Origin of the sequence: Chitinophaga sp. Cy-1792 (assembly GCF_011752935.1) — a bacterium.
In the GTDB taxonomy this organism is placed as follows: Bacteria; Bacteroidota; Bacteroidia; order Chitinophagales; family Chitinophagaceae; genus Chitinophaga.
Genome location: NZ_VWWO01000001.1, coordinates 157,459 through 183,305 on the forward strand (window position 1 = coordinate 157,459; position 25,847 = coordinate 183,305).

Below are 25,847 nucleotides of genomic sequence, written 5' to 3' on the forward strand. Positions count from 1 at the left end.
CTTAGTGTTAGTGGTTGTTACAGGTGATGATTTCTTGTTTGTTTTCAGCATCATTTCTTACCTCACATATCAACGATGATCACACATCGCAATATTACTTTAAAAAATTAAATAATACGTCTTCTCTCTTCTCTAAAGTCTCTCTAAAGTTTCCGTTAATGTCTTGTTAATAATATTGTACCATTAATTGCAGTAATCCCCTTTGATGCAGTTTTTAGAAACTATACCAAAGGGGATTTTTCTGTTTGACAGGCGGTAATTTGCAATTACTATGCCAGTTATTCCTTTATCAGGCTGATGCGAAGCTCGTCCAGCTGGTGCTGATCGATAGCTGAAGGCGCGTCCAGCATGACATCGCGGCCAGAATTATTTTTAGGGAATGCGATAAAATCGCGGATGCTTTCACTGCCACCCAAAAGCGAGCACAAGCGGTCAAATCCGAGGGCAATACCTCCGTGTGGAGGTGCTCCATATTCAAATGCTCCCAGCAGGAAGCCGAATTTATGAGCAGCCTCTTCCTTAGTCATACCTAAAGCAGCAAACATTTTCTCCTGCAGGTCGCGTTGGAAGATACGGATAGAACCACCACCGATTTCGGTACCGTTCAGTACGATATCGTAAGCATTTGCTTTGATCTTAGCGTACTGAGACATATCATCCATCAGGGCGATCTGCTCCGGTTTAGGCGAAGTGAACGGATGGTGACGGGCTACCCAGCGGTTTTCTTCTTCTGCATATTCAAATAATGGGAAGTCGATCACCCAGAGTGGCGCAAACACGTTTTTATCTCTAAAGCCGAGGCGTTCACCCATTTCCAGGCGTAAAGTACTCATTGCCTGACGGGTACGGCTTTCTTTACCGGCCAGTACCAGGATCAGGTCGCCAGGCTCAGCCTTGGTAACTTCTACCCATTTTTTCAGTTCATCTTCGTTGAAGAACTTATCTACTGAGCTTTTCAGACTGCCATCTGCACCATATTTAACATAGATGAGCCCGCTCATACCGATCTGCGGGCGTTTTACCCAGTCGGTCAGTTCATCCAGTTGCTTACGGGTATATTCAGCACAGCCTTTGGCAGCGATCGCTACCACGAGCTCTGCGTCATCAAATACCTTAAAGCCTTTATTTTTAACGGTATCGTTCAGGGTAGCCAGTTTCATTTCGAAACGGATATCCGGTTTATCGTTACCATAATATTCCATGGCATCGTCCCAGGTCATGCGAGGGAAGGCGTAATCCAGATCTATACCTTTGATTTCTTTGAAGATATACTTCACCATATTTTCAAAAGTAAAGAGGATATCTTCCTGCTCCACGAAGCTCATTTCACAGTCAATCTGTGTAAACTCCGGCTGACGGTCAGCACGTAAGTCCTCATCGCGGAAACATTTAACGATCTGGTAGTAGCGGTCATAACCACTCACCATCAGCAGTTGCTTGAAGGTTTGCGGAGATTGTGGCAAAGCGTAGAACTCGTTAGGGTTCATACGGCTAGGCACCACGAAATCGCGGGCTCCTTCCGGCGTTGATTTGATCAGGAAAGGAGTTTCTATATCCATAAAACCTTGCGTATGAAGGTAGTTGCGTGCAGCACGGCCTACATTATAGCGCAGTTCGAGGTTCTGTTTAACGGCATTTCTACGCAGGTCCAGGTAGCGGTATTTCATACGCAGCTCATCGCCTCCGTCCGTATCATCCGTTAAGGTGAAAGGCGGGGTTTTAGATTCGTTCAGGATTTTGAACGATTTAACGGCGATTTCGATATCTCCGGTAGGGAGATTCGGATTTTTACTGGAACGCTCGGAAACATTACCCGTAACCTGGATAACGAATTCACGGCCAAGAGGTTGGTCCTCCAGCTGAGCAATTAGGTCTTCACCAAATAACAGCTGGGTAATGCCATAACGGTCGCGCAGGTCCACGAAAGACATGCCTTTACCAAATTTCCTGACTGTTTGTACCCATCCGGCCAGTGTAACTTCCTGACCTACCTGTTCCATTCTTAGCTCACCGCAAGTGTGCGTCCTGTACATGCGTAAAAAATTGATTTTAATAGTTTTATGGTAGAAAGCCGGGATAGCCGTTCACTGTTTCTGACCACTTTTCCAGCGCCTCAGCCATACCAACAAGGGTAGCAAATATACACTTTGATCGCTGGATTTTAGCCCCGGCCCATGTTAAAATATCTGTTTACATCCACTTCCGGCATCAATTTGACCTCTCCGGCAAGCACATCCGTAAAATGAGCCGCCATAAAGGGCGCCAATGAGCAACCTTTGGTTCCCAGCCCGTTAAAGATGCCGATTACCGGAAATTCGGGATGAAATCCTATCATCGGACGCCTGTCGTTGCCCGAAGGGCGAACCGCTGCCAGGTGTCCCACTACATCATATGGCACCTTTAATAACTGACGCAGCTTTTCTTCTAAATGGTCCCGCTGTACCCAGGTCGGCTGCTCATCTACATAGTCCCAGACAAACGAAGACCCAGCCCAGAAAGTTCCATCTTCCTGAGGAACTAACGTAATGCTTTTTTTAATAATGTCTGAGGTTTCAAGTCCGGGTACTTTTATTTGTAGCACTTCTCCTTTATTAGGCAGAAACTTAATCTTCTCAAAATAAGGATTTCGTGCGGTAGCCATCCCATCACAAAAAATAATCTTTTGGGCAGATATTTCCCCGTACTGTACACCAGATGGATTGATTACCAGTTTATTAAGATCAAAGGTTTCTTCCAGTAAGGCGCCCTCAGCGGCTAAAAGTGCCCTGTATGCCGGCAGAAAAGCTCTCAGATTGACAGTAGCGCCAAAAATGATAGCGGCCCCAAAAGGTTGTTGCAAATACGCCTCATATTGTAGCGATTCGGGAACAGCGGTGTATTTATCCGTTAAACCCTTGCTCACCTTGGCATCGAAGGCTTCTTTCAGCTGAAGTGACGGAAATACGTTCCACAATTGCCTTTCGGTTAATATATTTATATTCAGTAATGCAGACAATTCGGCATATGTCGATTTGGCAAACGGAAATATCTCGTCATATAACCAGGCCGGTTCAAATCTTCTCCCCGACACCGGATTAATGATGCCCGCTGCTACCCTCGACGCACTGTTGAATTTTGCATCATCTATCACCAGTACTTTATAGCCACGCTGCCGCAGGAACCAACTCAACATAGTGCCTGCAATGCCTTGCCCGATAATTATATAATCTACCTGCTTCATCTTCACGAAGGTATTAATACTAATAATTGTTTTTATGCACTGTTCTTCTCTCTAAAAAAATATCTCTTACAACACAATACTGGTAAAGGTTTCCATCTATCTAACTAAAATATTTTTTAGAAAAATTTATATGCGCAAAAAGACTGCGCACATAGGTGGACATCTTTGTATTATCGGAAGCGGTCAAAGAAAAGTTACTTCAACTTCACTGTTAATGAAATACTTTCCTGATTACCGCAGAAGGTCGACAAAGCAGTAGCTCAGTTGGTAGAGCAATGGACAAAAATTTTAAAATTACCATCAGGTCAATTAAAATTTACTTCCAGCTTATAACCCATAGGTCGTTGGTTCGAGTCCAACCTGCTTTGCAAAGTGATGAAGGTCAATTGTTGCTTACTTCTATTTTTTTGGTAAAAACAGCAACAAAATTATCTCATTCTTAAACCCAAAAATGATGAACAACCTTTTAAAAGTAGCGATCCGCCAGCAGGCATTATACATTCCTGAAGCTACAACCCCATTAACCCCAACATTGTTTGTACCCATCAAAGGCTTGCTGGCAGCCAACCTGTCCAAATTAGGATTCGGTGTTACTGAAGATCTGCTCCGTGCGATCAACCGTCTATCAGACCAGGAACAACAGCAGATAATCAATCTGTTCAGAGAGATTACCAACTGCGATAAAAACTGGACACCGCTGGTAAAAGACTGGGGAACACCTACCAATGAAACCATCATTGACCATATTACCAACTGGTTCTACAACACTTTCTCCGGCAACAAAGGAGAAAGAACGCAGCTGCCTTGCGGTCATACTATCTTACCAAATACCTTTCCCCTGGATCGTTACAACGGCTGTCCGTTATGTGGAACAACGTTTGATCATGAAGTACTGGAAAACTACGGTAACGGTTGTACGTTGAAAGTATTGGAGTTATGGACAACCGCCGACCTGCTACAGCATATGGAAAGTTTGTTAACCTCCAAAACCGCGCTGGACGCATCACAAGTGGATAGTCTTAAAATATTATTGCAGGAGCTACCATTGCCGGCTGTAAAAATTGCTATGAAGGAAACGCTGATGCTGGCCATCGATACGCTAATAGCTATTGACCCGGCAAAAGTGCAGCCACTGCTGGCATCTCCTACGGATATCCTGCGTTATCTCTGGTACAAACATACCGGGCATCTTCAGCTCCTGGAGCCAAAGGTGATACTGAACCGTATGAAACGCAACAACCGGAAACACTTTGCCGGTGCGGGTGCACATACACAAAAAATACCGTCTCTTGACCTGAAATACAATCGGGCTACATGTCTGATAGCAGCTACGTGGCTGAACAACATGCAGATGGACATTATTAAGATGTGTGAAACCATGCACCCTAAACGCAACATGTGGGTACGTTTTATCAGGGCCTTACGACTCGCGGAATACGCCAAACGTACAGGATTTGACCAGTTGCGTGCATTACTGGATATGTTCTACAATGAACAATATGAAGTATGGCAAGGCCGTTTGAATCATTTCCGTTTAAAACTGGACCCGGACAGCACCTTCTATTTATTGCAGCAGCGGCCAGGACTTTTTGCAAGATCACTGTTTGCCAATATGCTTTGGTTTGGTGAAAAACCAGCCACAGCAGCCTTTTCAAAGGTGATTGATAAAGTACCGGCGCGTTTGGTATTATCATTACAGATGTATGCAGCTAATTATTTTCATGGAACAAACAGAGCTGTTAAGCCTTTGGGAGGAGTGAATAAATTTATCGCTGCCAATAAACTGCTGCATGCTCATACCTATGAACAACGTATATCCATGATAGATGCCGTTACAGATCTTTGTTTTCAGGCAATGAGACAGCGCTTCGCAGCTATCCCATCAGCAAACAAAACGATCTATATAGATCCGGCATTATTCCATATGCCTTTGGCCATAGGAGATCGTGCGGAATCTGTACAGGACCTGCCTTCTGCATTAATGGGAACAAAGTTCCCGTTAAAAGGTGACCAGGTACGCCTGTTCATGCAGTGGGGAGCGGGTTTACGTGCACAGCACCTGGACATGGACCTTAGCTGTATGGTATATTATCCATCAAAGGTGGATACTTGTTCCTTCTCCCGCCTGACTACTGTTGGGTGCCAGCATAGCGGAGATATACGTCATATTCCTGATCAGATTGGAACCGCTGAATACATCAACCTGGATATAACAGCCCTGCAAAAGGCAGGTGCCCGGCATGTGGTGTTTACTTCCAATGCCTATACCGCTGGCGCATTATCGCCAAATATGGTGGTAGGGTGGATGGATAGTGCATATCCAATGCGGATTACAGCCAGAGGTGGTGTAGCCTATGATCCGTCCTGTGTGCAGCACTCGGTACGAATTACCTCTAACCTGTCGAAAGGACTTGTATTCGGGGTACTGGATGTAGCCGCACGGGAAATTATCTGGCTGGAAATGGCCTTTAACGGACAGATTGCACAGCAGCTGCATAGCGGCGGTGTACAGGCTTTGCTCGCTAAGCTGAACAGCAAAATGAGTATCGGTGCACTGTTGCAGATAAAGGCGGAAGCCCAGCAGTTAACAGTTACTGATACGGAAGATGCAGACGAATCCTACACCTTCAAATGGGCCAGGGATAGCGCCGCTGTCACAAAATTACTGGTTGACTAACGGTATACTATAAACGAAAAAAGCGTGTTCAAATACATGAACACGCTTTTTTTGTTTTATAATTAAGGCTATGTATTACTATTCCCGCACTTTCAATATCACACCTTCGCTATGCGCGTTAAACTCAGGCGCATACATGCATTGTACGGTGCTGATACCATTGGAGAAAGTACCGTTATGCGTAACATTCATCGCATATTCAAACACATAGGTTCCTTTAGGCAGATAACTGAAGAAGAAATCTGTAGAAACATCTTTGGTGCTTTCATAGTAGCTAAGACCATTTTGCCATTTGGCACCGCTCAGTACATTCTGCGGTTCAAATGCGGCTGCCCGCATATCCATGAGGTGAATGTACTCCATGTTTCTGTCGGAACGCAGTATGATACGTACTTTCAGCTTATCTCCCACTTTCAGTTCGTTGTTATCCGTCAGCTTTGTCAATACCGGACCTTTGTCTGTATTTACTTCTTTATACAGTTCTTTCTGAATAGATAATGGTGAGCCTGCGGATGTAATTTTATCCAGCTGCTCAAAGTACTGCCAGTACACTGCACCCCATGATGGTTGTCCTTTACTGCCTTTAACAGTAACTGTGATGTTGCCCATATCTGGTTTTACTGTTTTGGCAGATACTTGTTCTTTCAGATATCCTGTACCGGCTTCTGCTTTGGTATTATTGGAGTTGATATCTACATTACCCAATTTAATATTTACCTCAGGCGTCGCACTCAGCCAGTTGCTACCACCGATAAGCATGGCGTAACATGCGTCTGCTGTGGCTTTCGTCGTTTTCCAGTTGTTAGTCTGCTTGTTTTTCAGCAACCATGTTTTCATCTGGTTAACAGCTGTCTGATCATGCGTAACATTGCTAAATGCTTCTATCAGCAATGACTGGGTTTCTACCGGTGCCTGGTACCAGTAATACCCACCGTTGTTAGCTTTCCAGTACATGCCCATTTCAGGAGAAACGACTGCATTTTCTTTCAGAGATTTTACAATAGCTGTTGCAGTAGGCTGATCGTTTAAACGATTAAACAATAACGCTGCCATTGCCTGCTGGTATAATCCCAGACTTGTCCAGTCTTTCTTTGCCAGGCCCAGGTAATAGTTCCAGGCGGTAGTCAGCTCTACCGACTTTGGCGCACCAAAGAAGCTTCTGGCATACAAATACTGTAAAGCAATACCATCAATATGCTGCTTCTTCAGATCAGCTTTTGTTTTCAGCAGATTTTTATAGTCAGCGACAATACGCTGGTCCATATAATTCAATGCTTTATTTGCCATATTCTTAAGCTGATCATCTTTGATGCCGGTTAGTGCGGTGAGTCTGCCGATACCCGCAACGATATACTGTGTGATATAGCGATCATCCGACATACCGGTAAACCAAGGAAAAGCACCGTTGCTGGCCTGTTTATCTGCCAGCTGGCTTATAGCTTTCCTCGCACCACTGTTGATAGTTTTGGTATCAAATAAAGTAGCAATCTGGCGTTTCTGTGCGGATTCACTCTTAGCATCCAGCACCCATGGCGTTTGTTGCAGTAAGATGGATTTCAGCTCTTCATTTTTCTCCAGGTTGCTGACCAGTGCACTGCTATCTTCATTTTTCCATTTGGCGAAGATATCTGCAATAGCAGGCTGCTGTTTAACGATCCATGCAGCCAGTGAATTAGCATAGTAGCGGTTAAATACCTGCTCCGCACAATCATGTGGATACTCCATCAGGTAAGGTAATGCCTGTACAGCATACCAGGCAGGATTGCTGGTGTATTCTACTGTTAAACCATGCTGTTGTAATGTGGATGATGATTCACTATCCTTTAATTTCTGGAAGGTGAGATTTTTAGTACCATCACCCTGCATCCATACCGGTAATGTTTCTGTTACCAGCATACTGTTGGTGAGTACCGGCAATGCATTTTCTTCTCCATCAGTGAAACTGCCAGCAGTGGCAGTTACACGATAAATCAGCGTACTACCGTAGGCGTTAGGTATCTGCATCGGGAATACCACTGCTGCACTCTGTCCTGCATTAGCAGTAAAATGCTGTACCGGGAAGATATTCTGGAACCAGCCGTCAACAGGCTGCATAGTAGCAGCATCCAGCAGTTCCAGTCTTGCCTGACCAATTACCTGTGAGTCAGACAGATTACTGATTTTAGCAGAGAAATCAATTTTATCACCTTCACGCAGGAACCTTGGTGCAAAGGTTTGTACCATCAATGGTTTCTGTGTTACTATTTCTGCTTCTTTTTTACCAAAGGCTGCATCAGGAGTATGTGCTAATCCCTGGAACTTCCATTTCGTAAGGGCTTCCGGCATGGTGAACTCAAATGCGATATTACCATCTTTATCTGTGCGTAAGTCTGGCAGGAAGAAAGCTGTTTCACGGAAGTCTTTGCGGGCCTGAACTCCGGCAGCACTTCCTTGCGATTTTTCGGATTCAACAGTATCTTTCAATTTTGCCATAGCCGGCGCCGGCGCAGCATCCATCAATTGAGCTTCAACAGCATTAGGTTCTCCCAGTGTTTTCTGGCGGCTTCCTCCTACCATCATTCTTGGCGCATATCTCATGGTATCCATATCACGATCAAGACTGAGGTCCCAGTTAAACCAATTTATGGATGGATATTCCTGTGAATAGGCCCGGGCCAGCTCATTATAATCACTGGATATTTCGTTCCCTGAGAAGGTACCACTATTGCTGCTCATGCTAAACATAGATGGATAGCCATAATTCTGGCGTCCTGCCGGAACACTCCAGGTAAAAGGATATAAGGCATCCAGCGATGCATCGTACATACCTGCGAGCAATTCTGCACCCGCCTTATCAGCATCAGCACCTTTGATCTTTACGGTCCATTTTTCCTTTTCTCCCGGCTGCAATTTGTCCCGATGTGCTGCCAGTTCAATCTTCAAGTCTTTATCCTGGCTTACGTTAAAACTTACCTGCCTGGTTAAAAATCTGTTATCACGCACCCAGCTGTATACCAGGTAAACAGCTCCTTCATCGTTAGCAGTAACCGGGTATTCCTTTGTTGCAGTTCCGTTCAGCTTGAAAAAAGACATTTTATCATTTTCCTGTACAGACTGATATTGCTGTAAAACATAAGCACTCTTTGCTGACGCCAGTTGTACCTTTCCTTTATCTCCGGCCTTCAGATTTGCTTTCTCCTGGTATACCCAGTTATACTGTGGATACAACATTTGAGGTTTAGCTTCGTCCTGTACGCTGAAAATGACCTGCTGTTTTACGGTTTCCCCTTTTTCAGAGGTGGCAGATACTTCCAGCTTGTAATATCCTGGCGCCAGCTGTGGGAATGCCGGTTTGAGTTTACCATTTTCCTGGCTGGTTAATGTTTTCTCGTAAACAGCTGTTTTCACCGGCCAGCTCTCAGGTTTATCCTCGTTTTTGTAGATATCTGTCGGGAATAGTTTCACATATTCCTCTTTACTGTAAACGAAAGTATCCGGCTGCGACCAGTAGCGGCCACGCAGCAGGCGCTGTTCCGGCTGAAGCGGTGAGAGCTTCAGGGTTAGCGACGTTTTTGCGTACTGATCATTCAGGTTGGTAGTTTTCACATTGATCTCTTCCAATCCTTTTTGTGTAGTAGCTTCGGGTATGCTAACGGTGGCGAGGATGCTAACGTATCCGGCACTTACATGCATGGTTTGACTACGTGTCTCTCCATTAATATCCGTTACACTTGCAAACACTTCGTAAGAAAATACCGGCTTTCCTGCAGGGTCAATTTTTCTATCCGGAATTGCATCGAAGTTGATCTTAAAGCTACCATCTGCTGCTGTAGTGGTAGTACCATGGCTTATTTCCTGGCTTGCTCCCATGGGGAAAATTTTATCAGACATCCATGGATAAGGAAAGCGGGTACCACGTTTCACCGTGTAAGAAACCTGCGCATTGTTGATATTGTTACCAGCATAGGCAATAGCCTTACCGGTAATATTAACGGTATCGCCTAAACGCACTTCCTGTTTCACATCATCAAATGTCACTTCAAATTTAGGGCGCTTATATTCCTCTACTTTGATGATAGCAAAGCCATTGGTAACAGTTTCTTTGATAGAATAATTTCCAGGCAGGCGATCCGACGGCAGCACAAACTTGCCGGCAAATGAACCAAAGTCGTTGGATTTTAACCGGATACTATCTACCACCTGCTGGTTAACGTCCAACAACTGTACTCTTACATCCAGTCCAGCCTTTACATGTTTCCCCAGTTTGCCGCTTGTTTCTTCCAGGACAATACCTTTGAAATAAGCGATCTGTCCGGGCCTGTAAATGCCCCGGTCAGTAAACATGTAAGTCCGCTGTACTGTCTCTGGTGCAGCATTCTCTTTTGCTTCTTTCCCATAGATACGGAAGGAATAATCGCTATAGCCTCTTACCAGCAGGGAATCATCTTTATAATTCCACTTCAGTTGCCTGGTGTTATAATCATTGCTGTTTTTATATTTGACATCCAGTTTGCCGTCAGCATCTGTAACCCCTGTGAAGAACGTCGTCAGAGGCAGTTTATCATAATTATTAGGCTGGGTACGAACTTCCAGCTTTGCTCCTGCCAGTGGCTCACCGGTAGTTCTGTCCAAGGCATAAACCAGTGATCCCCTGGTGATGAAAGCGATGTTAGAAACGGCCGTCAGACAGCCAATCATGATATTTTTTTTCTTATCAAAAGCTTTATCAGTGCTGGCAACCACCAGGTAACTCCCTGATGGCAAGCCGTCTGCTTTTACTTCTGTGCTATGCGGTAAGTGATCTCCGGGATCAGGTAACTGCTGGCTCCATTCCTTTACTGGCGTTTGTGCCAACACTTTATTAAGCTGGTTTTTCTCCTCTTCATAAGCCTGTACTTCCAACTGTCCTGTCTTCAGGATGGCATCTGAAACACTAAAAATTCTGAAGTATACTGTCTTAAGATTCCTGAATTGAGTAAATACACGAAATGGCTGACCGGGAATGTTTACCTGTTCCAGCTGAAAACTCATTTCGGTATCAAGGATACGTTCTCTGATATTGTAACATTCAACACCGCCGAAAGAATCTCCGAAGGTTTTAATTGCCAGATCGCAAAGTGATAATGCAGTGGCTACACCTTCCTTTTGTGTTTTCGAATATCCTTCATTGTTACCCAGGTATAATGGTGTCCCTTCCAGGTAGGTATTCGCCAGCAACATGATAGCTTTAGTACCTTCCGGCACTTGTTCATAGGCTTTCATGGCTGTTTCCAATGCTTTGCGATATAAATCTGCCTTATTATCGGCTACAGAAACGTTGTTAACCGCTGATATCCGATCTATATCTGCATCTGCCAGTGCGTTTTTACTTCCATCATTAAGATGAAAAGCAATTAGCTGCTGACGCAGCAGCAATGCTTTAAAGAAATGAGAGCTGCTGTCTGTGCTGGTAAATTTGTGTTGCGCAAAGGTTGCAGCTGGTGCAAAAGCCGTAGGATCTGTCAGTTCAAATGCATTGGTGGGTTTGGTCAGAGAAGATTCACCTGAATCAAAGTACGCCAATGCCCGTGAAATTAGCAGGTCATATAAGGTAGGTCGGAGATGTTTTGCATTTTCTCCCTGGGAGATGATCACCTGGTAGTTATCCAGTGTGGCCTTCTTCAAAGCGGTGGGATCTGCCAGGGATGCTTCATAGGCCGAGGTAATTTCCTCATTCAGCTTATCAATTGACCAGGTACGGATATCTGTGTTTTTATCATCAGCAATACTTGTCCTGTCCCGCATCCCATATTGATGATTTTGCAGGTAAGTATGAAGGATTTCTCCTTTCATGCTATACAAAATTGCTTTCTTAGGGCCTATAGCTGCCTTAATATGGTTATCCAACAGGGCCATGCCGGTGGTCAGGCTGCTATCATTCAGAATAGCGTTATACCTCAGTTTATAGATGAGTGCTTTGATCTGTTGCTGATCATTTTTATCAGCAACAGCCTTCTGGTAAATGGCATCTACCTGTTTGAGGGCGGTGGTAGCCAGGGCTTTTGATTCAGATTGATCTACCTGCTTCCAGGCATTATCATAATAGTTTTGGGCCGTCATAGACATACAGCTAAAGATTAATAAACAAAATGCTACTAGAAAACGAGACATGGGTTTCATGAAAAAAAGATTTTCAGATTAGGTCCAGCTGGGGCCGGGGTATTAAAAGCGAAAGGTGAAAAGCAAAGGGTATGCCCCATTCACTTTCCACCTTTCTAAAGTATTGTCAGACTGAAAAAAATTAAGCCAGAGCGCCTTTTTTGCTCAGGACTTCAGCCATCGTTTTACCGATATTAGCCGGGCTTTCCACTACGTGAACGCCACATTCAGCCATAATTTTCATTTTAGCAGCAGCAGTATCTTCAGCACCACCGATGATAGCACCTGCGTGACCCATACGACGGCCCGGAGGAGCAGTCTGGCCAGCGATGAAACCAACTACTGGTTTAGTACCGTGTTCTGCGATCCAGCGTGCAGCTTCAGCTTCCATGCTACCACCGATTTCACCGATCATGATGATACCTTCAGTTTCAGGATCGTTCATCAGCAGCTCAACCGCATCTTTGGTTGGGGTACCGATGATTGGGTCGCCACCGATACCGATAGCTGTAGAAACACCCAGACCAGCTTTAACAACCTGATCAGCAGCTTCGTAAGTCAGGGTACCGGATTTAGAAACGATACCGATTTTACCTTTTTTGAAGATAAAGCCAGGCATGATACCTACTTTAGCTTCTTCAGCGGTGATAACGCCAGGGCAGTTAGGGCCGATGAGGCGGGTGTTGGTTCCCTGCAGGAAGTTTTTAGCTTTCACCATGTCCTGAACCGGAATACCTTCTGTGATACATACCACCAGGGCAATACCAGCTTCGGTAGCTTCCATGATTGCATCAGCAGCAAAAGCCGGTGGCACAAAAATGATAGATACATTGGCGCCGGTTGCTTTAACAGCATCCGCTACGGTATTAAATACCGGGCGCTCCAGGTGGGTAGTACCGCCTTTGTTAGGGGTAACACCACCAACTACATTGGTTCCGTATTCAATCATCTGTGTGGCATGGAATGTACCTTCTGTACCGGTAAACCCTTGCACAATCACCTTGCTATCCTTATTAACTAAAACACTCATCGCGCTTGTTTTATTGGTTTATTATTTTAATATCTTATTTCGTCTGGTGACGCAAAAATAAGCTGATTTGAACAATTCTGCAATTTAGCACCTTTCGGATAAAGCTGAGAACTAAACACTGTTAATTACCAGCTATTTTTTCGGCTCCTGCCCCTTGTCCTTCCATTCTCCCCGATCGATAAGGTCTTTCTGACGCATTTCCTTCGCCTCCCGGAGGAAGTCGGACGCAAATATAAAATCATTCAACAGCTGGTCCTTGCTGAATACAATATCTTTATTCGAGCCTTCCCACTGCTTTTTCCCCTGGTACATATATACAATGTTATCCCCACTTTCCATTACGGTATTCATGTCATGGGTGTTGATAACGGTGGTAATATTGTATTCAGCCGTCAGCTCCTTGATCAGCTGGTCTATCACCAGGGAAGTCTGTGGATCGAGCCCTGAGTTAGGCTCATCACAGAAAAGGTATTTCGGGTTCAGCACAATGGCGCGGGCAATCCCTACCCTTTTTTTCATCCCTCCGGAGATCTCCGCCGGGAATTTTTTAGCGGCATCTTTCAGCGCCACACGCTCCAGACACTCTGCTACACGCTTTTTCTTATCTCTGTAACTACCTGTTCCGAACATCTCCAGGGGAAACATTACATTCTGTTCTACTGTCATACTGTCAAACAAAGCAGACCCCTGAAACAGCATGCCTATCTCCTGACGTATGATCTTACGCTCATGGATATCCATGTTGGTAAAGTCCTTGTCGCCATACATTATCCTGCCCTGATCAACTTCTATCAACCCTACCATGCACTTCATCATCACCGTCTTACCGCTACCACTGGACCCGATAATAAGGTTAACCTTACCGGATTCCATTGTAGCCGAAACGCCTTTCAATATCTCCTTGTCGCCAAAGCTCTTTTTTATGTCTTGCAGTTGAATCATGATTTCTCGAAATAGCTTACAGTAATATCGCCGTGAGGGCATAGTCCATGAACAATACCAACACACAGCTCACCACTACGGCCGTAGTACTGGCTTTACCGATCTCCAGCGCCCCACCACGCACATTATACCCATAGTAAGCGGATACACTGGCAATAATAAATCCGAAGGTATATGACTTCGCCAACGCAAAAAATACGTTGTAGGCCTTGAATTCCTGTCTCAGCCCCTGCATAAACTGTTCTGCGGAAATAATACCGGATAATACACCCGCTTCCTTACCTCCCCATACACCCAGGAAACCGGAAATGGCCACCAATACCGGCACCATCAATACGGCAGCAAGGATTTTAGGCAAAATCAGGTAGCCTTTGGTATTAATACCCATGATTTCCAGGGCATCAATCTGCTCGGAAACCCTCATATTACCCAGCTCCGAGGCAATCTTGGAACCTACCACACCCGCCAGTACAATACTGGTAAGCGTTGGGGCAAATTCCAGGATAATCGTATCCCGTACTACCTGTGCAATCGTGCTTTTAGGAATGATCGGACTTACCAGCTGATAAGCCGTTTGGAGCGTAGCCACGCCCCCAATAAATAATGAAATGATAAATACTATCCCCAACGACCCTACGCCAATATCTACACATTGCTGCATAAACTGCTTCCAGTACATCCGCATGTTCTCCGGACGGGAGAAACAGCCTTTCAGCATCAATAGATAGTTTCCGAAATGATAGAAGAATTTGAACTCCATAACCGGCCAAAGATAGGAAGGATTTTAACAATGACACCTGAAATTCCTGCCTATTTCAGGCTGCTCACCAATAGTCTTTTCAGGCTACGCTCCACAATTTCCCCCATGGACTTACATCTGGCAAAAACAGGGTCATGATAATACTGCGCCAGTTCCTCACCCAGCTGATGAATTTTTTCAGGAAAAGATACCCTGTCTGTCATGATAACATCGCGGAGGTCTTTTATCCGGTGCCGTTGTACTACAATACGCCTGGCCATCAAAGCCCGCTCTTCCTGCTGGTACTGCTTCACCACTTCTGCGTTCAAGTGCTTGATAGCCAGATCAACAAACACACGGTTCTCCTTAAAAAACTGCGGCATATAAAGGGTTCGCTTGCCTTCATAAAACTGCTGGTCGAAGTCTATCGCCCGGATACGAAACTGTACATCATCAAAATCAGGGGTAATATCAAATACAAAATTATAGGAACGCATATCTCCCAGTAGTCGCACAAAACAACGCTCGTTGAATTTTACAAACTCCTTGGCGATACGCTTCGGGTTAAACTCTGGTCTGTTCAGGTAATGCAGGATAAACTGATCTCCCGGAACACCGGCAATATGTTCTTCTACCAACGTATTGCCATCTATCAGGAAATTCATCCAGTAGGGAGAAAGAATATGTTCCAGCTCAAGGCCATAGATACGGGAAGCATCGGCTATCTTGATATAAAAATAATCGTATACCTCGTTGTAATTGTTGACAATCTTTACCCTGAAAGGATGGGAATTACCGAATGTGCAAAAATCTATACGCTCTATATGCAAATGTTCTTCGGCTGCCTGGTCACCGCCGGCTTTTAATATGGAATATATCCTTTTCAGCCCCGCATGTATAGATCCTACCATGCTTTGCGGGTACAACACCGTTTCCCACAACGAATCTCTCCCCTCCTTGTCATACACCGGAATAGAAGATTCATAATACAACAGCTCCTGATAAGAGATAGGCAGTTTGATCTCCCGCTCATACAACTTCAGGTAATTGCGGAAGGCCTGGTTTATCGGGAAAAATATCTTCTTCCTGGAAATCTCTTGCATGTGCTAAATATAGCACAAAATAGCGGGACGGCATACGCTAAAAAGCCATCAGCGCGAAGATAAGGACCCCGAGGCCGATACCTTCACGCTGATGGCAGCTATTAATAGTGGCGTAGACTATTTCTTCTTTTTGTCTTTAGACTTGTCGGCAGCCATGCTTTCGCGGCAGCATTTTTCCTGTGCGTCCACTACGGCGATGTTTACCATGTTCACGATCTGACGAACGGTACTACCCAGTTGCAGAATGTGTACAGGTTTTTTCATACCTAACAATACCGGACCGATAGCGTCGAAGCCGGCAACTTCCTGTAACAGGTTATAAGCCACGTTACCAGCAGTCAGGTTAGGGAAGATGAGTGTGTTCACTTCTCCTTCCAACAGCTCGGTAAATGGATAGTTATCCTGGAGGATTTCTTTGTTAAATGCCATTGCAGCCTGGATTTCACCATCTACAATCAGCGAAGGATTACGCTTCTTAACGATATCGCGGGCTTTAGCCACCAGCTGCGCCTCAGGGGTAGGGCTGGAACCAAAGTTAGAGTAAGAAAGCATAGCGATACGTGGGGTGATGTTGAAGTGTTGTACTTCTTTAGCCACCATTTCCGTAATATCAGCCAGTTCTTCCGCGGTAGGATTGAAGTTTACGGTTGTATCAGCCAGGAACAGCGGTCCACGCTTGGTCTGGATGATATACATACCTGCTACTTTATTCACACCTTCTTCCATTCCGATCACCTGTAATGCAGGACGGATGGTATCAGGATATTTACGGGTCAGACCAGAAATCAGCGCATCTGCTTCGCCGGTTTCCACCATCATACAACCGAAGTAGTTACGTTCACGCATAACTTTCTTCGCTTCGTACATGTTAAAGCCTTTACGCTTGCGCTTTTCGAAGAACAGCTCACCAAACTGATGACGTTTTTCCTGCATCTCATCGCTCTTAGGATCGATGATCTGGATATCGTCAATTTCGATGGCATGTTCCTTAGCCAGACTACGGATTTTCGCTTCATTACCCAACAGGATAGGGAAGGCAATTCCTTCGTCATTTACAACCTGTGCAGCTTTCAGTACTTTAATGTTGTCTGCTTCTGCAAATACAACTTTCCTTGGATCACGACGCGCTTTGGTACCGATTACACGGAACAGCTGGTTGTCGAGTCCCAGCCGGCCATTCAGCTCTACTTTATATGCTTCCCAGTCAGTAATATGGTGATGTGCCACACCGCTGTCCATAGCCGCTTTTGCCACTGCAGGCGCTACTGTGCTCAGCAAACGTGGGTCCAGTGGTTTCGGAATGATATATTTAGGACCGAAGAAGATATTTTTCTCGTTATAGGCGAGGTTTACGATATCCGGTACCGGTGTTTTTGCCAGTTCAGCCAGGGCTCTTACGGCAGCGAGTTTCATTTCCTCGTTGATTTCAGTAGCTCTTACGTCCAGGGCGCCACGGAAGATATAAGGGAAGCCCAATACGTTGTTAACCTGGTTAGGATAATCGGAACGGCCTGTTGCCATGATTACGTCCGGACGTGCTGCCACAGCGGTATCATAGGCAATTTCAGGATCAGGGTTTGCCATAGCCATCACGATAGGGTTTTTACCCATGCTCTTGATCATCTCTGGCGTCACCACGTTACCAACAGAAAGACCCAGGAATACATCCGCATCCTTCATCGCTTCTGCCAGTGTTTTTACTTTTGATTTGGTAGCAAACTGCATGTGCATCGGGCCCAGATCTTTACGCTCTGTATTCAGCACACCGTCTTTATCAAATAAGATGAAGTTTTCCAGCTTCGCACCCAATGCTAAATAGAGGCGAACGCAGGCCATAGCAGCGGCGCCAGCACCGTTAACTACGATCTTAACTTTCTCAATTTTCTTTTTAACGAGTTCAAGACCATTGAGCAATGCAGCACTTGAAATGATCGCCGTACCATGCTGGTCGTCGTGCATTACAGGTATCTTCAGCTCTTTACGCAGTCTTTCTTCAATCTCAAAGCACTCAGGACTCTTAATATCTTCCAGGTTAATACCACCGAAGGTTGGTTCCAGCGCTTTTACGGCAGCTACAAAACTGTCCGGATCTTTCGCATTTAATTCAATATCAAAAACATCAATGTCAGCAAAGATTTTGAATAATACACCTTTACCTTCCATCACCGGCTTACTCGCTTCCGGCCCAATATCACCCAATCCCAGTACGGCGGTACCATTACTGATAACACCAACCAGATTACCTTTTGCAGTGTATTTGTATGCGTTTTCTACATCGTTGTAAATCTCCTTACAAGGTTCAGCTACACCTGGAGAGTATGCGAGGGAGAGATCCCATTGTGATTTCGTATTCTTCGTAGGTACTACTTCAATTTTGCCCGGCCTGCCTTTTGCATGATAGTCTAATGCATCCTGCTTGTTCAGTTTTTTAGCCATATCAAGTTTAGATTGTTGTTGTTGGGCGTCAAATATACGAAGTATTGCACTACGACCATTGATAAATAGCTGTTACCCCTTTAGATCTCCTCTTAAATAACAGTTAAATTTACTTACTTTTACACCGTTAAACATTCGCAAATATCATGATACAACGCATCCAGAGTCTTTATTTGTTATTAGCCGCCGGAGCAGGCGTAGGCGTACTATGCAGTAACCTGTGGAAAGCCACCATAGCTGGTTCTACAGAGGTCTCTGTCGTAAATGCATCTAATAATTATTTGATGTATGTGCTCTATATCATCATCGTGCTGATAGCGTTCGCTTCTATTTTTTTATTTAAAAAGAGGAAACTGCAATTTCGCCTGACAGTAGTAGACATCCTTTTAACCTGCGTAGGCATTGGTTATCAATACTATCTGGTAGGAAAAGAGGCCGAATTCCTGAGAAAAAGCGGTAAAACAATCGCCAGCGCATCTTACCAGATCGCTTCCTTCCTCCCTATCCTCATGGTTGTACTGCTGTTTCTCGCTGCCAGAGGCATTTATAAAGATGAGAAACTGATCAAATCACTCGATCGCCTGAGATAATTATAACTCATTATAAAAGTAAAGCCGGCTCTACCCTGTAAAGCCGGCTTTATCTTTTTAATTATCAATGTATTAAGCAGCTGTTATTGCCACATAAATCGCCTTCGGCAGATAACCAAAAACATATTCGGTTACCTCACAAAGCCACATCTGCTGGTTCACGGTTGTTCCTCTGAAATTTTCCATCAGATAGTTGCCGCCACCAATAGAATCCTGCAGATTCTCTATCAGCGTAGCTTCATCAGCACCTTCAAATGGTTCGTCACTGATTTTCAGGAAACATTCGGAAGTATTACCACTGGCCACATCCAGCATATCGTCTGCACCTAAAACCATTTGCAGCTCGGCAATATCTTTGGTCCATTCGGGGATATCAATAAACCATTTGTCTTCAGGGGTTTTGTAAAATCTGTAATTACCTGTCATATATAGGTTTTTAGGGGGTGGGGAAAAATGACTGCTATTGTTTAATTTATATAACAACAAAGGCTACTACCCGCAGGTGCAGCCTTTGTCTTTACTATTTTTGCAAGATGATTTACAGATATTGTCCTGTATAACTTCCTTTTACTTTTTTTAATCCTTCCGGCTGCCCTGCATACAGCAGGTTTCCGCCACCAGCACCACCTTCAGGGCCTAAATCTATTACCCAGTCGGCACTCTTGATTACATCCAGGTTGTGCTCAATCACCAGCACGGTATGCCCCTGATCAATCAGTGCATTAAAGGAGGCCAGCAGCTTTTTGATATCATGGAAATGCAGACCAGTGGTAGGCTCATCGAAGATAAACAGGATATGTCCCTGCGCTTTTCCTTTTCCAAGGAAGGAGGCCAGTTTCACACGCTGTGCTTCACCACCCGATAAGGTATCACTGCTTTGACCCAGCTTCACATATCCCAGCCCTACATCACTCAACGGACGGATTTTATTTACCACATCCTTTTCATCTTTAAAGAACTCCAACGCCTCGTCCACACCCATTTCCAGCACTTCGTAGATATTCTTGCCCTTGTAGGTTACTTCCAGCACTTCATCTTTGAAACGCTTTCCGTTACAGCTCTCGCAGGTAAGGTGTACATCTGCCAGAAACTGCATTTCTACAATTACTTCCCCTTCTCCTTTACATGCATCACAACGGCCACCATCAACGTTGAATGAGAAATGTTTCGGTTGAAAACCACGCATCTTACTTAACGGCTGCTTCGAATACAGGTCACGGATCTCGTCATAGGCCTTGATATAAGTCACCGGGTTGGAACGGGACGACTTACCAATCGGATTCTGATCGATCATTTCAATCTGTGTGATATCATCTACCGCACCTGACAGTGCACGATGACTACCTACCTTATCAGCAAATTCGCCTTTGAGCTTCATCAGTGCAGGGTAAAGGATCTGCTTTACCAGCGTGGTTTTGCCGGAACCGGAAACACCACTTACCACGGTGAATACATTCAAAGGAAAATCTACAGTGATATTCTTCAGGTTATGTTGCTTCGCTCCTTCAATGGTAATGGCTTTCTTCCATTTACGCAGCTTGGCAGGAGGATCAATCGTATAATTTCCGTTGAGATATTTACCTGTCAGACTTTTAGGATCTTCCAGGATCTCTTTATATGTACCTGCAAAAATCACTTCACCTCCCAGATGACTTGCCAGTGGCCCCATATCGATGATATAGTCGGCTTCTTCCATCATCATTTCATCATGTTCTACCACCACTACAGTATTTCCCAGATCACGCAATTCTTTCAATACCCCGATCAGTCGTGCGGTATCGCGTGCATGCAGCCCAATGCTGGGCTCATCAAGAATATACATGGAATTGGTCAGGTTACTTCCCAGGGAGCGGGTCAGCTGGATACGCTGACTTTCACCGCCGGATAATGTATTGGCCACACGATTGAGGGTAAGGTATCCTAACCCTACGTCCAGCAATGTTTTCAGGCGGTGATCCACCTCAATGAGTATACGTTTTGCAATTGCCTGGTCAAATTCATTCAGCTCCAGTCCTGTAAACCATCCATAAAGATCAGATACCGGCATATCTACCAGGTCAGCGATATTCTTACCGCCAATCCTGATGTACAGTGCTTCCTGGCGAAGACGGCCACCATTACAGGTAGGGCAGGTAGTACGACCTCTGTACCTCGACTGCAATACACGGTATTGTACTTTGTAGAGGTTCTGTTCTACCATTTTGAAGAACTCATTCAGTCCGTAGAAGAATTCGTTCCCTGTCCACAGCAGGTTATATTGTTCATCCGTCAGGTCAACGATAGGTTTATGTACCGGGAAATTGAATTTGCGGGCCGCTTTGATGAGCGCTTCCTTGTATTCACCCATTTTTTCCCCTCTCCACGGCGCTATGGCACCTTCGTATACGCTCAGGCGTTTGTCAGGAATAACCAGGTCGGCATCGATGCCTAACACCTGTCCGAAGCCTTCGCAGGTTGGGCAGGCACCATATGGATTGTTGAAAGAAAACAGGTTAGGTACCGGTTCTTCGAACTGCATACCATCCAGCTCGAACCGGTTAGAGAAATGTTTCATCTCTCCCCCGTCTACTTCTACATAACATTCTCCTTCACTTTCGTAAAAGCAGGTTTGCACGGAGTCGGCGATACGATGTTTGTCGTCGTCGTCAAAATCCTTGACAACCAGTCTGTCTATCAGCACCCAGGCATCTTTGGGCACCGATATTTTTTTCTGTTCCAGGAGCTCTTCGATACGTAGCAGGCCTTTACCATCTTCACCGGGCTGGTATAAGCGGGAGAAACCTTTCTGCATGAGGATATTGAGTTCCTCTTTTACGTCGCGCTTCGCATGACGGCGGAAAGGAGCCAGCAGCAATACTTTAGCGCCGGCAGGAAGTTTTATGATGAAGTCGACCACGTCGCTGACTTCATTTTTCTTCACTTCTCTTCCGGAGACGGGAGAATAGGTTCTGCCCACACGTCCGTAGAGGAGGCGGAGATAATCATATATTTCGGTCATAGACCCGACAGTAGATCGTGGTGTTCGGGTAATTACCTTTTGTTCGATAGCTATTGCCGGGCAGATTCCCTTGATGTAGTCTACATCCGGCTTGTTCATACGCATGAGAAATTGCCTGGCGTATGCGCTCAGACTCTCTGCATAACGGCGTTGGCCCTCCGCATATAGCGTATCCATTGTCAGTGAAGATTTACCGGAGCCTGAAACACCGGTAACCACTACCAATTTGCTGCGGGGGATCGAGACACTCACATTCTTTAGATTGTGTACCCTGGCGCCTTTTATGAAAATGCTGTCCTGAGGGCTAACTTCCTGAGGATTAACAGCGGTTCCCTGTTTTTTAACTTTTGTACCCATTCTGCAACAAATTTAAGGTAAAAGATGTTACTAAAGTAATTAGCATTTTTAATGATTTCCATTAGCAAATCCGATAGTCAATCTATTGGGAAGGAATCTGCTGTAACGTAATATTCACGGGCAATAGGAAGAATTTTTAATTATTTGTTTTATTGAACTATTCTATTATATTTGTGTTGGTATTGATATATTCTGGTACCTCTGAAAATTCCTGAACACTCTAAAACTGCACACTATCGCATAAACTCTACTCTAAAAAAAATAAACAACCAAGAAGAGGCTGTAAAGTCTGTACACTCATTTACTAACCCGTCTAGTTGTAGAAGTTTATGCAAATAATGTACAAATTGTGCGATGAGCAATTAATTACCCTTTTTAAGAAAGGCCACACATCGGCATTAGAAGAACTGGTACACCGTCATAAAGACAAGGTGTATACCTCTATTCTGCTACTGGTAAAAGATGCTTATCTGGCAGAGGATATCTTCCAGGATACCTTCATCAAAATCATCGACACCATCCGTGCCGAGCGTTACACTGAAAAAGGAAAATTCCTGCCCTGGGCAATGCGTATTGCTCACAATCTCTGTGTAGATCATTTCCGCAAAATCAAACGTACGCCGATGATCAAAACCGGCGACGATAAAGATATCTTCGATGTACTCGGCTTCAGCGACAGCTGTGCTGAAGAAAAAATCATCACCAGACAAAGCCATGATCGTGTAAGACGTATGCTGGACCTGCTTCCTGAAGAACAAAGGGAAGTAATCATCCTGCGTCATTATGCAGAACTGAGCTTCAAGGAAATTGCAGACCTTACCCAGGTAAGTATCAATACGGCGTTGGGTCGTATGCGGTATGGTCTGATAAACCTCCGTAAAATGATGACGGAGAAACAAATCTGTCTGTAATATTAATAGACCCTTTTTTGCTTGCCATCAGCGGGCGGCCGGACGTCATGTCCGACCGCTCGTTTTTTTATGCTTTTTCAGGTAGATACCTGCATTGCCTTGATAGTGCTCCGCCGGAGGCGGAGCACTATCAAGGTTTTAGGATGGATGCCGAAGGCATCCATCCTAAAACAAACAATAAATGGGTATCTACCCAAATATCTCTAATTACAATCGTTCATAAATAATAGCAGCGCCCTGCCCCACCCCAATACACATGGTTGCCAGCCCATACCGGGTTTCCGGCCTGCGCTTCATTTCATGCAGCAAAGTGGTTGTAATACGCGCGCCACTGGCTCCCAGCGGATGACCAATCGCAATAGATCCGCCATTCACATTTACCAGCTCGTCGTTCAGGTGAAGGTCACGCATACACGCCAGCGTCTGCGAAGCGAAAGCCTCATTCAACTCGGCAAGACTCAGGTCATTAACGGTCAAACCTGCACGCTGCAAGGCTTTTCGTGTAGCCGGCACCGGGCCAATCCCCATAATGGAAGGATCTACGCCCGCCACACCCATAGACACCACTCTGGCCATAGGTTTCAGATTGAAGGTCTTCAAGGCCTTTTCTGATACAATCAGCAACAACGCTGCCCCATCGTTTATACCGGATGAATTCCCCGCCGTCACAGTGCCATCTTTGGCAAAGGCTGGCTTCAAGGAAAAAAGCTTATCCAGTGTGGTCTCCCTCGGATGCTCATCCTTACTCACTATAACAGGATCTCCTTTAGCCACCGGTGCCGCAATAGGGATGATCTCATCTCCCCACTTGCCCGCCTGTGCAGCAGCAGCATATCTACGCTGACTCCCCAGGGCAAAAATATCCTGGTCCTCCCGGCTGATCTTCCACTGCCGGGCCACATTCTCCGCAGTTTCTCCCATCGAATATGGATAATACAGGGCCGACAGGGCTTTATTGGTAAAACGCCAGCCCAATGTGGTATCATAAATCTCCGCGGCACGCTGGAAAGGCGTTTCCGCTTTAGGCATCACAAAAGGAGCACGGGTCATACTTTCTGTGCCACCAGCCAGATAAATATCCCCTTCACCACACATGATGGCCCTGGAAGCATCCATAATAGCCTGTAAACCAGATGCGCACAGACGGTTGACCGTATTGCCTCCCACGGTAACAGGCAGCCCGGCCAGCAATGCCGCCATACGCGCCACATTACGGTTGTCTTCCCCGGCCTGGTTGGCAGCACCGGCAATAACGTCTTCAATAACAGCGGGATCTACAGTGGAATTTCTCTCCAGGATTTTCTTAATCAGATGGGCCAGCATATCATCCGGGCGGATACTGCTTAATGCGCCACCATGACGACCTATGGGGGTCCGAACCGCATCAACGATATAGGCAGATTGCATGTTGATAAAACAGTTGTTTTGGTAAGTAAAAGGTAACCTCTTTCCGCAAGTAAACTATTTCTATTAACTCTGCCAATAATATATCCATCCGATCCTTTCCCTTTCAAAAACAAGCTCTTCCTTATATTTTTCCTATTTAACTGGGTTTCAGCCTTCTACACATATAGTCCACTTAGGGGCCACAACGCTTATTATCAATGAATTTCAGTACCTTTGCAGCTAATTTCCGACTGCCGTAAGGCAGCCAATTGCTTATTTAAAGGTCAATAATGAAGTCTGACAAGAAAAATATCCGGCATTTTAGTCTGCCACAACTACAAGAATATTTTGGATCCATTGGGGAAAAAGCATTTCGTGCCAAGCAAGTGTACGAATGGCTATGGCTTCGCCATGCCGCCAGCTTTGAAGCAATGACCAACCTCTCCAAAGACCTGCGGAGTAAACTGGAAGAAAACTTTACGCTGCCTGCCGTAGCCGTTGATGCTACCCAGCACAGTAACGACGGTACTATTAAAAGCCGCTTCCGCCTGCATGACAGTCACCTCGTAGAAGGGGTACTTATTCCTACAGACAGCCGCCAGACAGCCTGCGTATCTTCACAGGTAGGTTGCAGCCTCAGCTGTAAGTTCTGCGCCACCGGTTATATGGCACGTAAACGTAACCTCGACTTTGACGAGATCTACGATGAAGTAGCCCTGATTAACCAGCAGGCAATGGATGCCTATGGCAAAAAACTCACGAATATCGTATTCATGGGTATGGGCGAACCGCTGCTGAACTACAAAAACGTACTCCAGGCTATCGAAAAAATCACTTCCCCTGAAGGAATGGGCATGTCGCCGAAACGTATCACCGTTTCAACTGCCGGCGTGGCCAAAATGATCCGTCAGCTGGGAGACGATAAAGTAAGATTCAATCTGGCCCTGAGCCTGCACGCAGCAAATGATAAAAAACGCAGCGAAATCATGCCTATCAACGACTCCAACAGTCTGCAAGAGCTGATAGACGCGCTGAACTATTTCTATAAAGCTACCGGCAACGAAATTTCATTCGAATATATCCTCTTCGATAACTTCAACGATAGCAAAGAGGACGCTGACGAACTGATTAAAATTTATCGTCAGGTTCCTGCCGACCTCGTAAATATCATCGAATACAATCCGATCGATAATGCAAAGTTCCAGAAACCAGATGCCCTCAAAGCAGAACAGTTCATGGAATATCTCGCGAAAAACCGTGTGAATGCAAGGTTGAGACGCAGCCGGGGTAAAGACATCGACGCCGCCTGTGGCCAGCTCGCCAACAAAGGTTAATCTCAGA

Annotated in this window: 15 protein-coding genes, 1 tRNA gene and 1 pseudogene; 5 read left to right on the forward strand and 12 right to left on the reverse strand. The window is 45.2% G+C overall.

All coding sequences use genetic code 11. The features are described from left to right. Nucleotides 1-278: 278 nt before the first annotated feature. Both aspS and F3J22_RS00655 read right to left on the reverse strand, forming a co-directional pair. Nucleotides 279-2,033: an aspartate--tRNA ligase gene (gene aspS, locus F3J22_RS00650; RefSeq protein ID WP_167013278.1), complete on the reverse strand. Its 1,755-nt coding sequence runs from the start codon at nt 2,031-2,033 to the stop codon at nt 279-281. Between the two features lie 128 nt (nt 2,034-2,161). After that, entirely contained in the window at nt 2,162-3,220 is a 1,059-nt protein-coding gene (locus F3J22_RS00655) for an FAD-binding oxidoreductase (RefSeq protein WP_167013280.1), read from the reverse strand. 249 nt (nt 3,221-3,469) lie between these two features. On the opposite strand from F3J22_RS00655, the gene F3J22_RS00660 reads away from it, so the two are divergent. Next, nucleotides 3,470-3,588 (forward strand) — tRNA-OTHER (locus tag F3J22_RS00660). An 86-nt stretch (nt 3,589-3,674) separates the two neighbouring features. Beyond that, nucleotides 3,675-5,897 carry a hypothetical protein gene (locus F3J22_RS00665; protein WP_205195126.1) on the forward strand — a complete coding sequence of 741 codons (2,223 nt, stop codon included), beginning with the start codon at nt 3,675-3,677 and terminating at the stop codon, nt 5,895-5,897. Between the two features lie 78 nt (nt 5,898-5,975). On the opposite strand, the gene F3J22_RS00670 is transcribed toward F3J22_RS00665, so the two are convergent. The 7 genes and pseudogenes from F3J22_RS00670 to F3J22_RS30770 form a co-directional block, all read right to left on the reverse strand. Beyond that, nucleotides 5,976-11,981 carry an alpha-2-macroglobulin gene (locus F3J22_RS00670; protein WP_167013284.1) on the reverse strand — a complete coding sequence of 2,002 codons (6,006 nt, stop codon included), beginning with the start codon at nt 11,979-11,981 and terminating at the stop codon, nt 5,976-5,978. A 175-nt stretch (nt 11,982-12,156) separates the two neighbouring features. Further along, nucleotides 12,157-13,044, reverse strand: a complete 888-nt coding sequence (sucD, locus tag F3J22_RS00675) for a succinate--CoA ligase subunit alpha (protein WP_167013286.1) — start codon at nt 13,042-13,044, stop codon at nt 12,157-12,159. Between the two features lie 132 nt (nt 13,045-13,176). Then, nucleotides 13,177-13,986: an ABC transporter ATP-binding protein gene (locus tag F3J22_RS00680; RefSeq protein WP_167013288.1), complete on the reverse strand. Its 810-nt coding sequence runs from the start codon at nt 13,984-13,986 to the stop codon at nt 13,177-13,179. 16 nt (nt 13,987-14,002) lie between these two features. Next, nucleotides 14,003-14,746, reverse strand: a complete 744-nt coding sequence (locus tag F3J22_RS00685; protein WP_167013290.1) for an ABC transporter permease — start codon at nt 14,744-14,746, stop codon at nt 14,003-14,005. A 50-nt stretch (nt 14,747-14,796) separates the two neighbouring features. Beyond that, entirely contained in the window at nt 14,797-15,828 is a 1,032-nt protein-coding gene (locus F3J22_RS00690) for a hypothetical protein (RefSeq protein WP_167013292.1), read from the reverse strand. 117 nt (nt 15,829-15,945) lie between these two features. After that, nucleotides 15,946-17,055 carry a phosphate acyltransferase gene (locus F3J22_RS30765; protein ID WP_370459416.1) on the reverse strand — a complete coding sequence of 370 codons (1,110 nt, stop codon included), beginning with the start codon at nt 17,053-17,055 and terminating at the stop codon, nt 15,946-15,948. Then, nucleotides 17,038-18,264, reverse strand: a pseudogene (locus tag F3J22_RS30770) (malic enzyme-like NAD(P)-binding protein); the annotation flags it as partial. The pseudogene F3J22_RS30770 and the gene F3J22_RS30765, both read right to left, overlap by 18 nt. A 146-nt stretch (nt 18,265-18,410) precedes the next feature. Here F3J22_RS30770 and F3J22_RS00700 point away from each other — a divergent pair. After that, on the forward strand, nt 18,411-18,854 hold the full coding sequence (locus F3J22_RS00700) for a DUF4293 domain-containing protein (RefSeq protein ID WP_167013297.1): 444 nt from the start codon (nt 18,411-18,413) through the stop codon (nt 18,852-18,854). Between the two features lie 72 nt (nt 18,855-18,926). Here the strand turns inward: F3J22_RS00700 and F3J22_RS00705 are convergent, their stop codons facing one another. Both F3J22_RS00705 and uvrA read right to left on the reverse strand, forming a co-directional pair. Continuing rightward, nucleotides 18,927-19,280 (reverse strand): DUF6717 family protein, encoded by a 354-nt coding sequence (locus tag F3J22_RS00705; protein WP_167013299.1) that lies wholly within the window; start codon nt 19,278-19,280, stop codon nt 18,927-18,929. A 112-nt stretch (nt 19,281-19,392) separates the two neighbouring features. After that, nucleotides 19,393-22,209 (reverse strand): excinuclease ABC subunit UvrA, encoded by a 2,817-nt coding sequence (gene uvrA / locus F3J22_RS00710; RefSeq protein ID WP_167013301.1) that lies wholly within the window; start codon nt 22,207-22,209, stop codon nt 19,393-19,395. Nucleotides 22,210-22,538: 329 nt separating this feature from the next. Between uvrA and F3J22_RS00715 the strand changes: the two genes are divergently transcribed. After that, a complete protein-coding gene (locus F3J22_RS00715; RefSeq protein ID WP_370459396.1) occupies nt 22,539-23,120 on the forward strand; it encodes an RNA polymerase sigma factor in 582 nt (193 codons plus the stop codon). A gap of 207 nt (nt 23,121-23,327) precedes the next feature. Here F3J22_RS00715 and F3J22_RS00720 read toward each other — a convergent pair whose 3' ends face one another. Then, nucleotides 23,328-24,527, reverse strand: a complete 1,200-nt coding sequence (locus F3J22_RS00720; protein WP_167013305.1) for an acetyl-CoA C-acyltransferase — start codon at nt 24,525-24,527, stop codon at nt 23,328-23,330. A 269-nt stretch (nt 24,528-24,796) separates the two neighbouring features. Here F3J22_RS00720 and rlmN point away from each other — a divergent pair, with 269 nt between their 5' ends. Further along, the gene (gene rlmN, locus F3J22_RS00725) at nt 24,797-25,840 is read left to right on the forward strand and encodes a 23S rRNA (adenine(2503)-C(2))-methyltransferase RlmN (protein ID WP_167013306.1); all 1,044 of its coding nucleotides are present in this window, start codon (nt 24,797-24,799) and stop codon (nt 25,838-25,840) included. The last annotated feature ends 7 nt before the right edge of the window (nt 25,841-25,847 follow it).

Coding starts and splice junctions, on each gene's coding strand:
- aspS (WP_167013278.1), bottom strand. CDS start 2,033: ATGTACAGGACGCACACTTGCGGTGAGCTAAGAATGGAACAGGTAGGT.
- F3J22_RS00655 (WP_167013280.1), bottom strand. CDS start 3,220: ATGAAGCAGGTAGATTATATAATTATCGGGCAAGGCATTGCAGGCACT.
- F3J22_RS00665 (WP_205195126.1), top strand. CDS start 3,675: ATGAACAACCTTTTAAAAGTAGCGATCCGCCAGCAGGCATTATACATT.
- F3J22_RS00670 (WP_167013284.1), bottom strand. CDS start 11,981: ATGTCTATGACGGCCCAAAACTATTATGATAATGCCTGGAAGCAGGTA.
- sucD (WP_167013286.1), bottom strand. CDS start 13,044: ATGAGTGTTTTAGTTAATAAGGATAGCAAGGTGATTGTGCAAGGGTTT.
- F3J22_RS00680 (WP_167013288.1), bottom strand. CDS start 13,986: ATGATTCAACTGCAAGACATAAAAAAGAGCTTTGGCGACAAGGAGATA.
- F3J22_RS00685 (WP_167013290.1), bottom strand. CDS start 14,746: ATGGAGTTCAAATTCTTCTATCATTTCGGAAACTATCTATTGATGCTG.
- F3J22_RS00690 (WP_167013292.1), bottom strand. CDS start 15,828: ATGCAAGAGATTTCCAGGAAGAAGATATTTTTCCCGATAAACCAGGCC.
- F3J22_RS00700 (WP_167013297.1), top strand. CDS start 18,411: ATGATACAACGCATCCAGAGTCTTTATTTGTTATTAGCCGCCGGAGCA.
- F3J22_RS00705 (WP_167013299.1), bottom strand. CDS start 19,280: ATGACAGGTAATTACAGATTTTACAAAACCCCTGAAGACAAATGGTTT.
- uvrA (WP_167013301.1), bottom strand. CDS start 22,209: ATGGGTACAAAAGTTAAAAAACAGGGAACCGCTGTTAATCCTCAGGAA.
- F3J22_RS00715 (WP_370459396.1), top strand. CDS start 22,539: ATGCAAATAATGTACAAATTGTGCGATGAGCAATTAATTACCCTTTTT.
- F3J22_RS00720 (WP_167013305.1), bottom strand. CDS start 24,527: ATGCAATCTGCCTATATCGTTGATGCGGTTCGGACCCCCATAGGTCGT.
- rlmN (WP_167013306.1), top strand. CDS start 24,797: ATGAAGTCTGACAAGAAAAATATCCGGCATTTTAGTCTGCCACAACTA.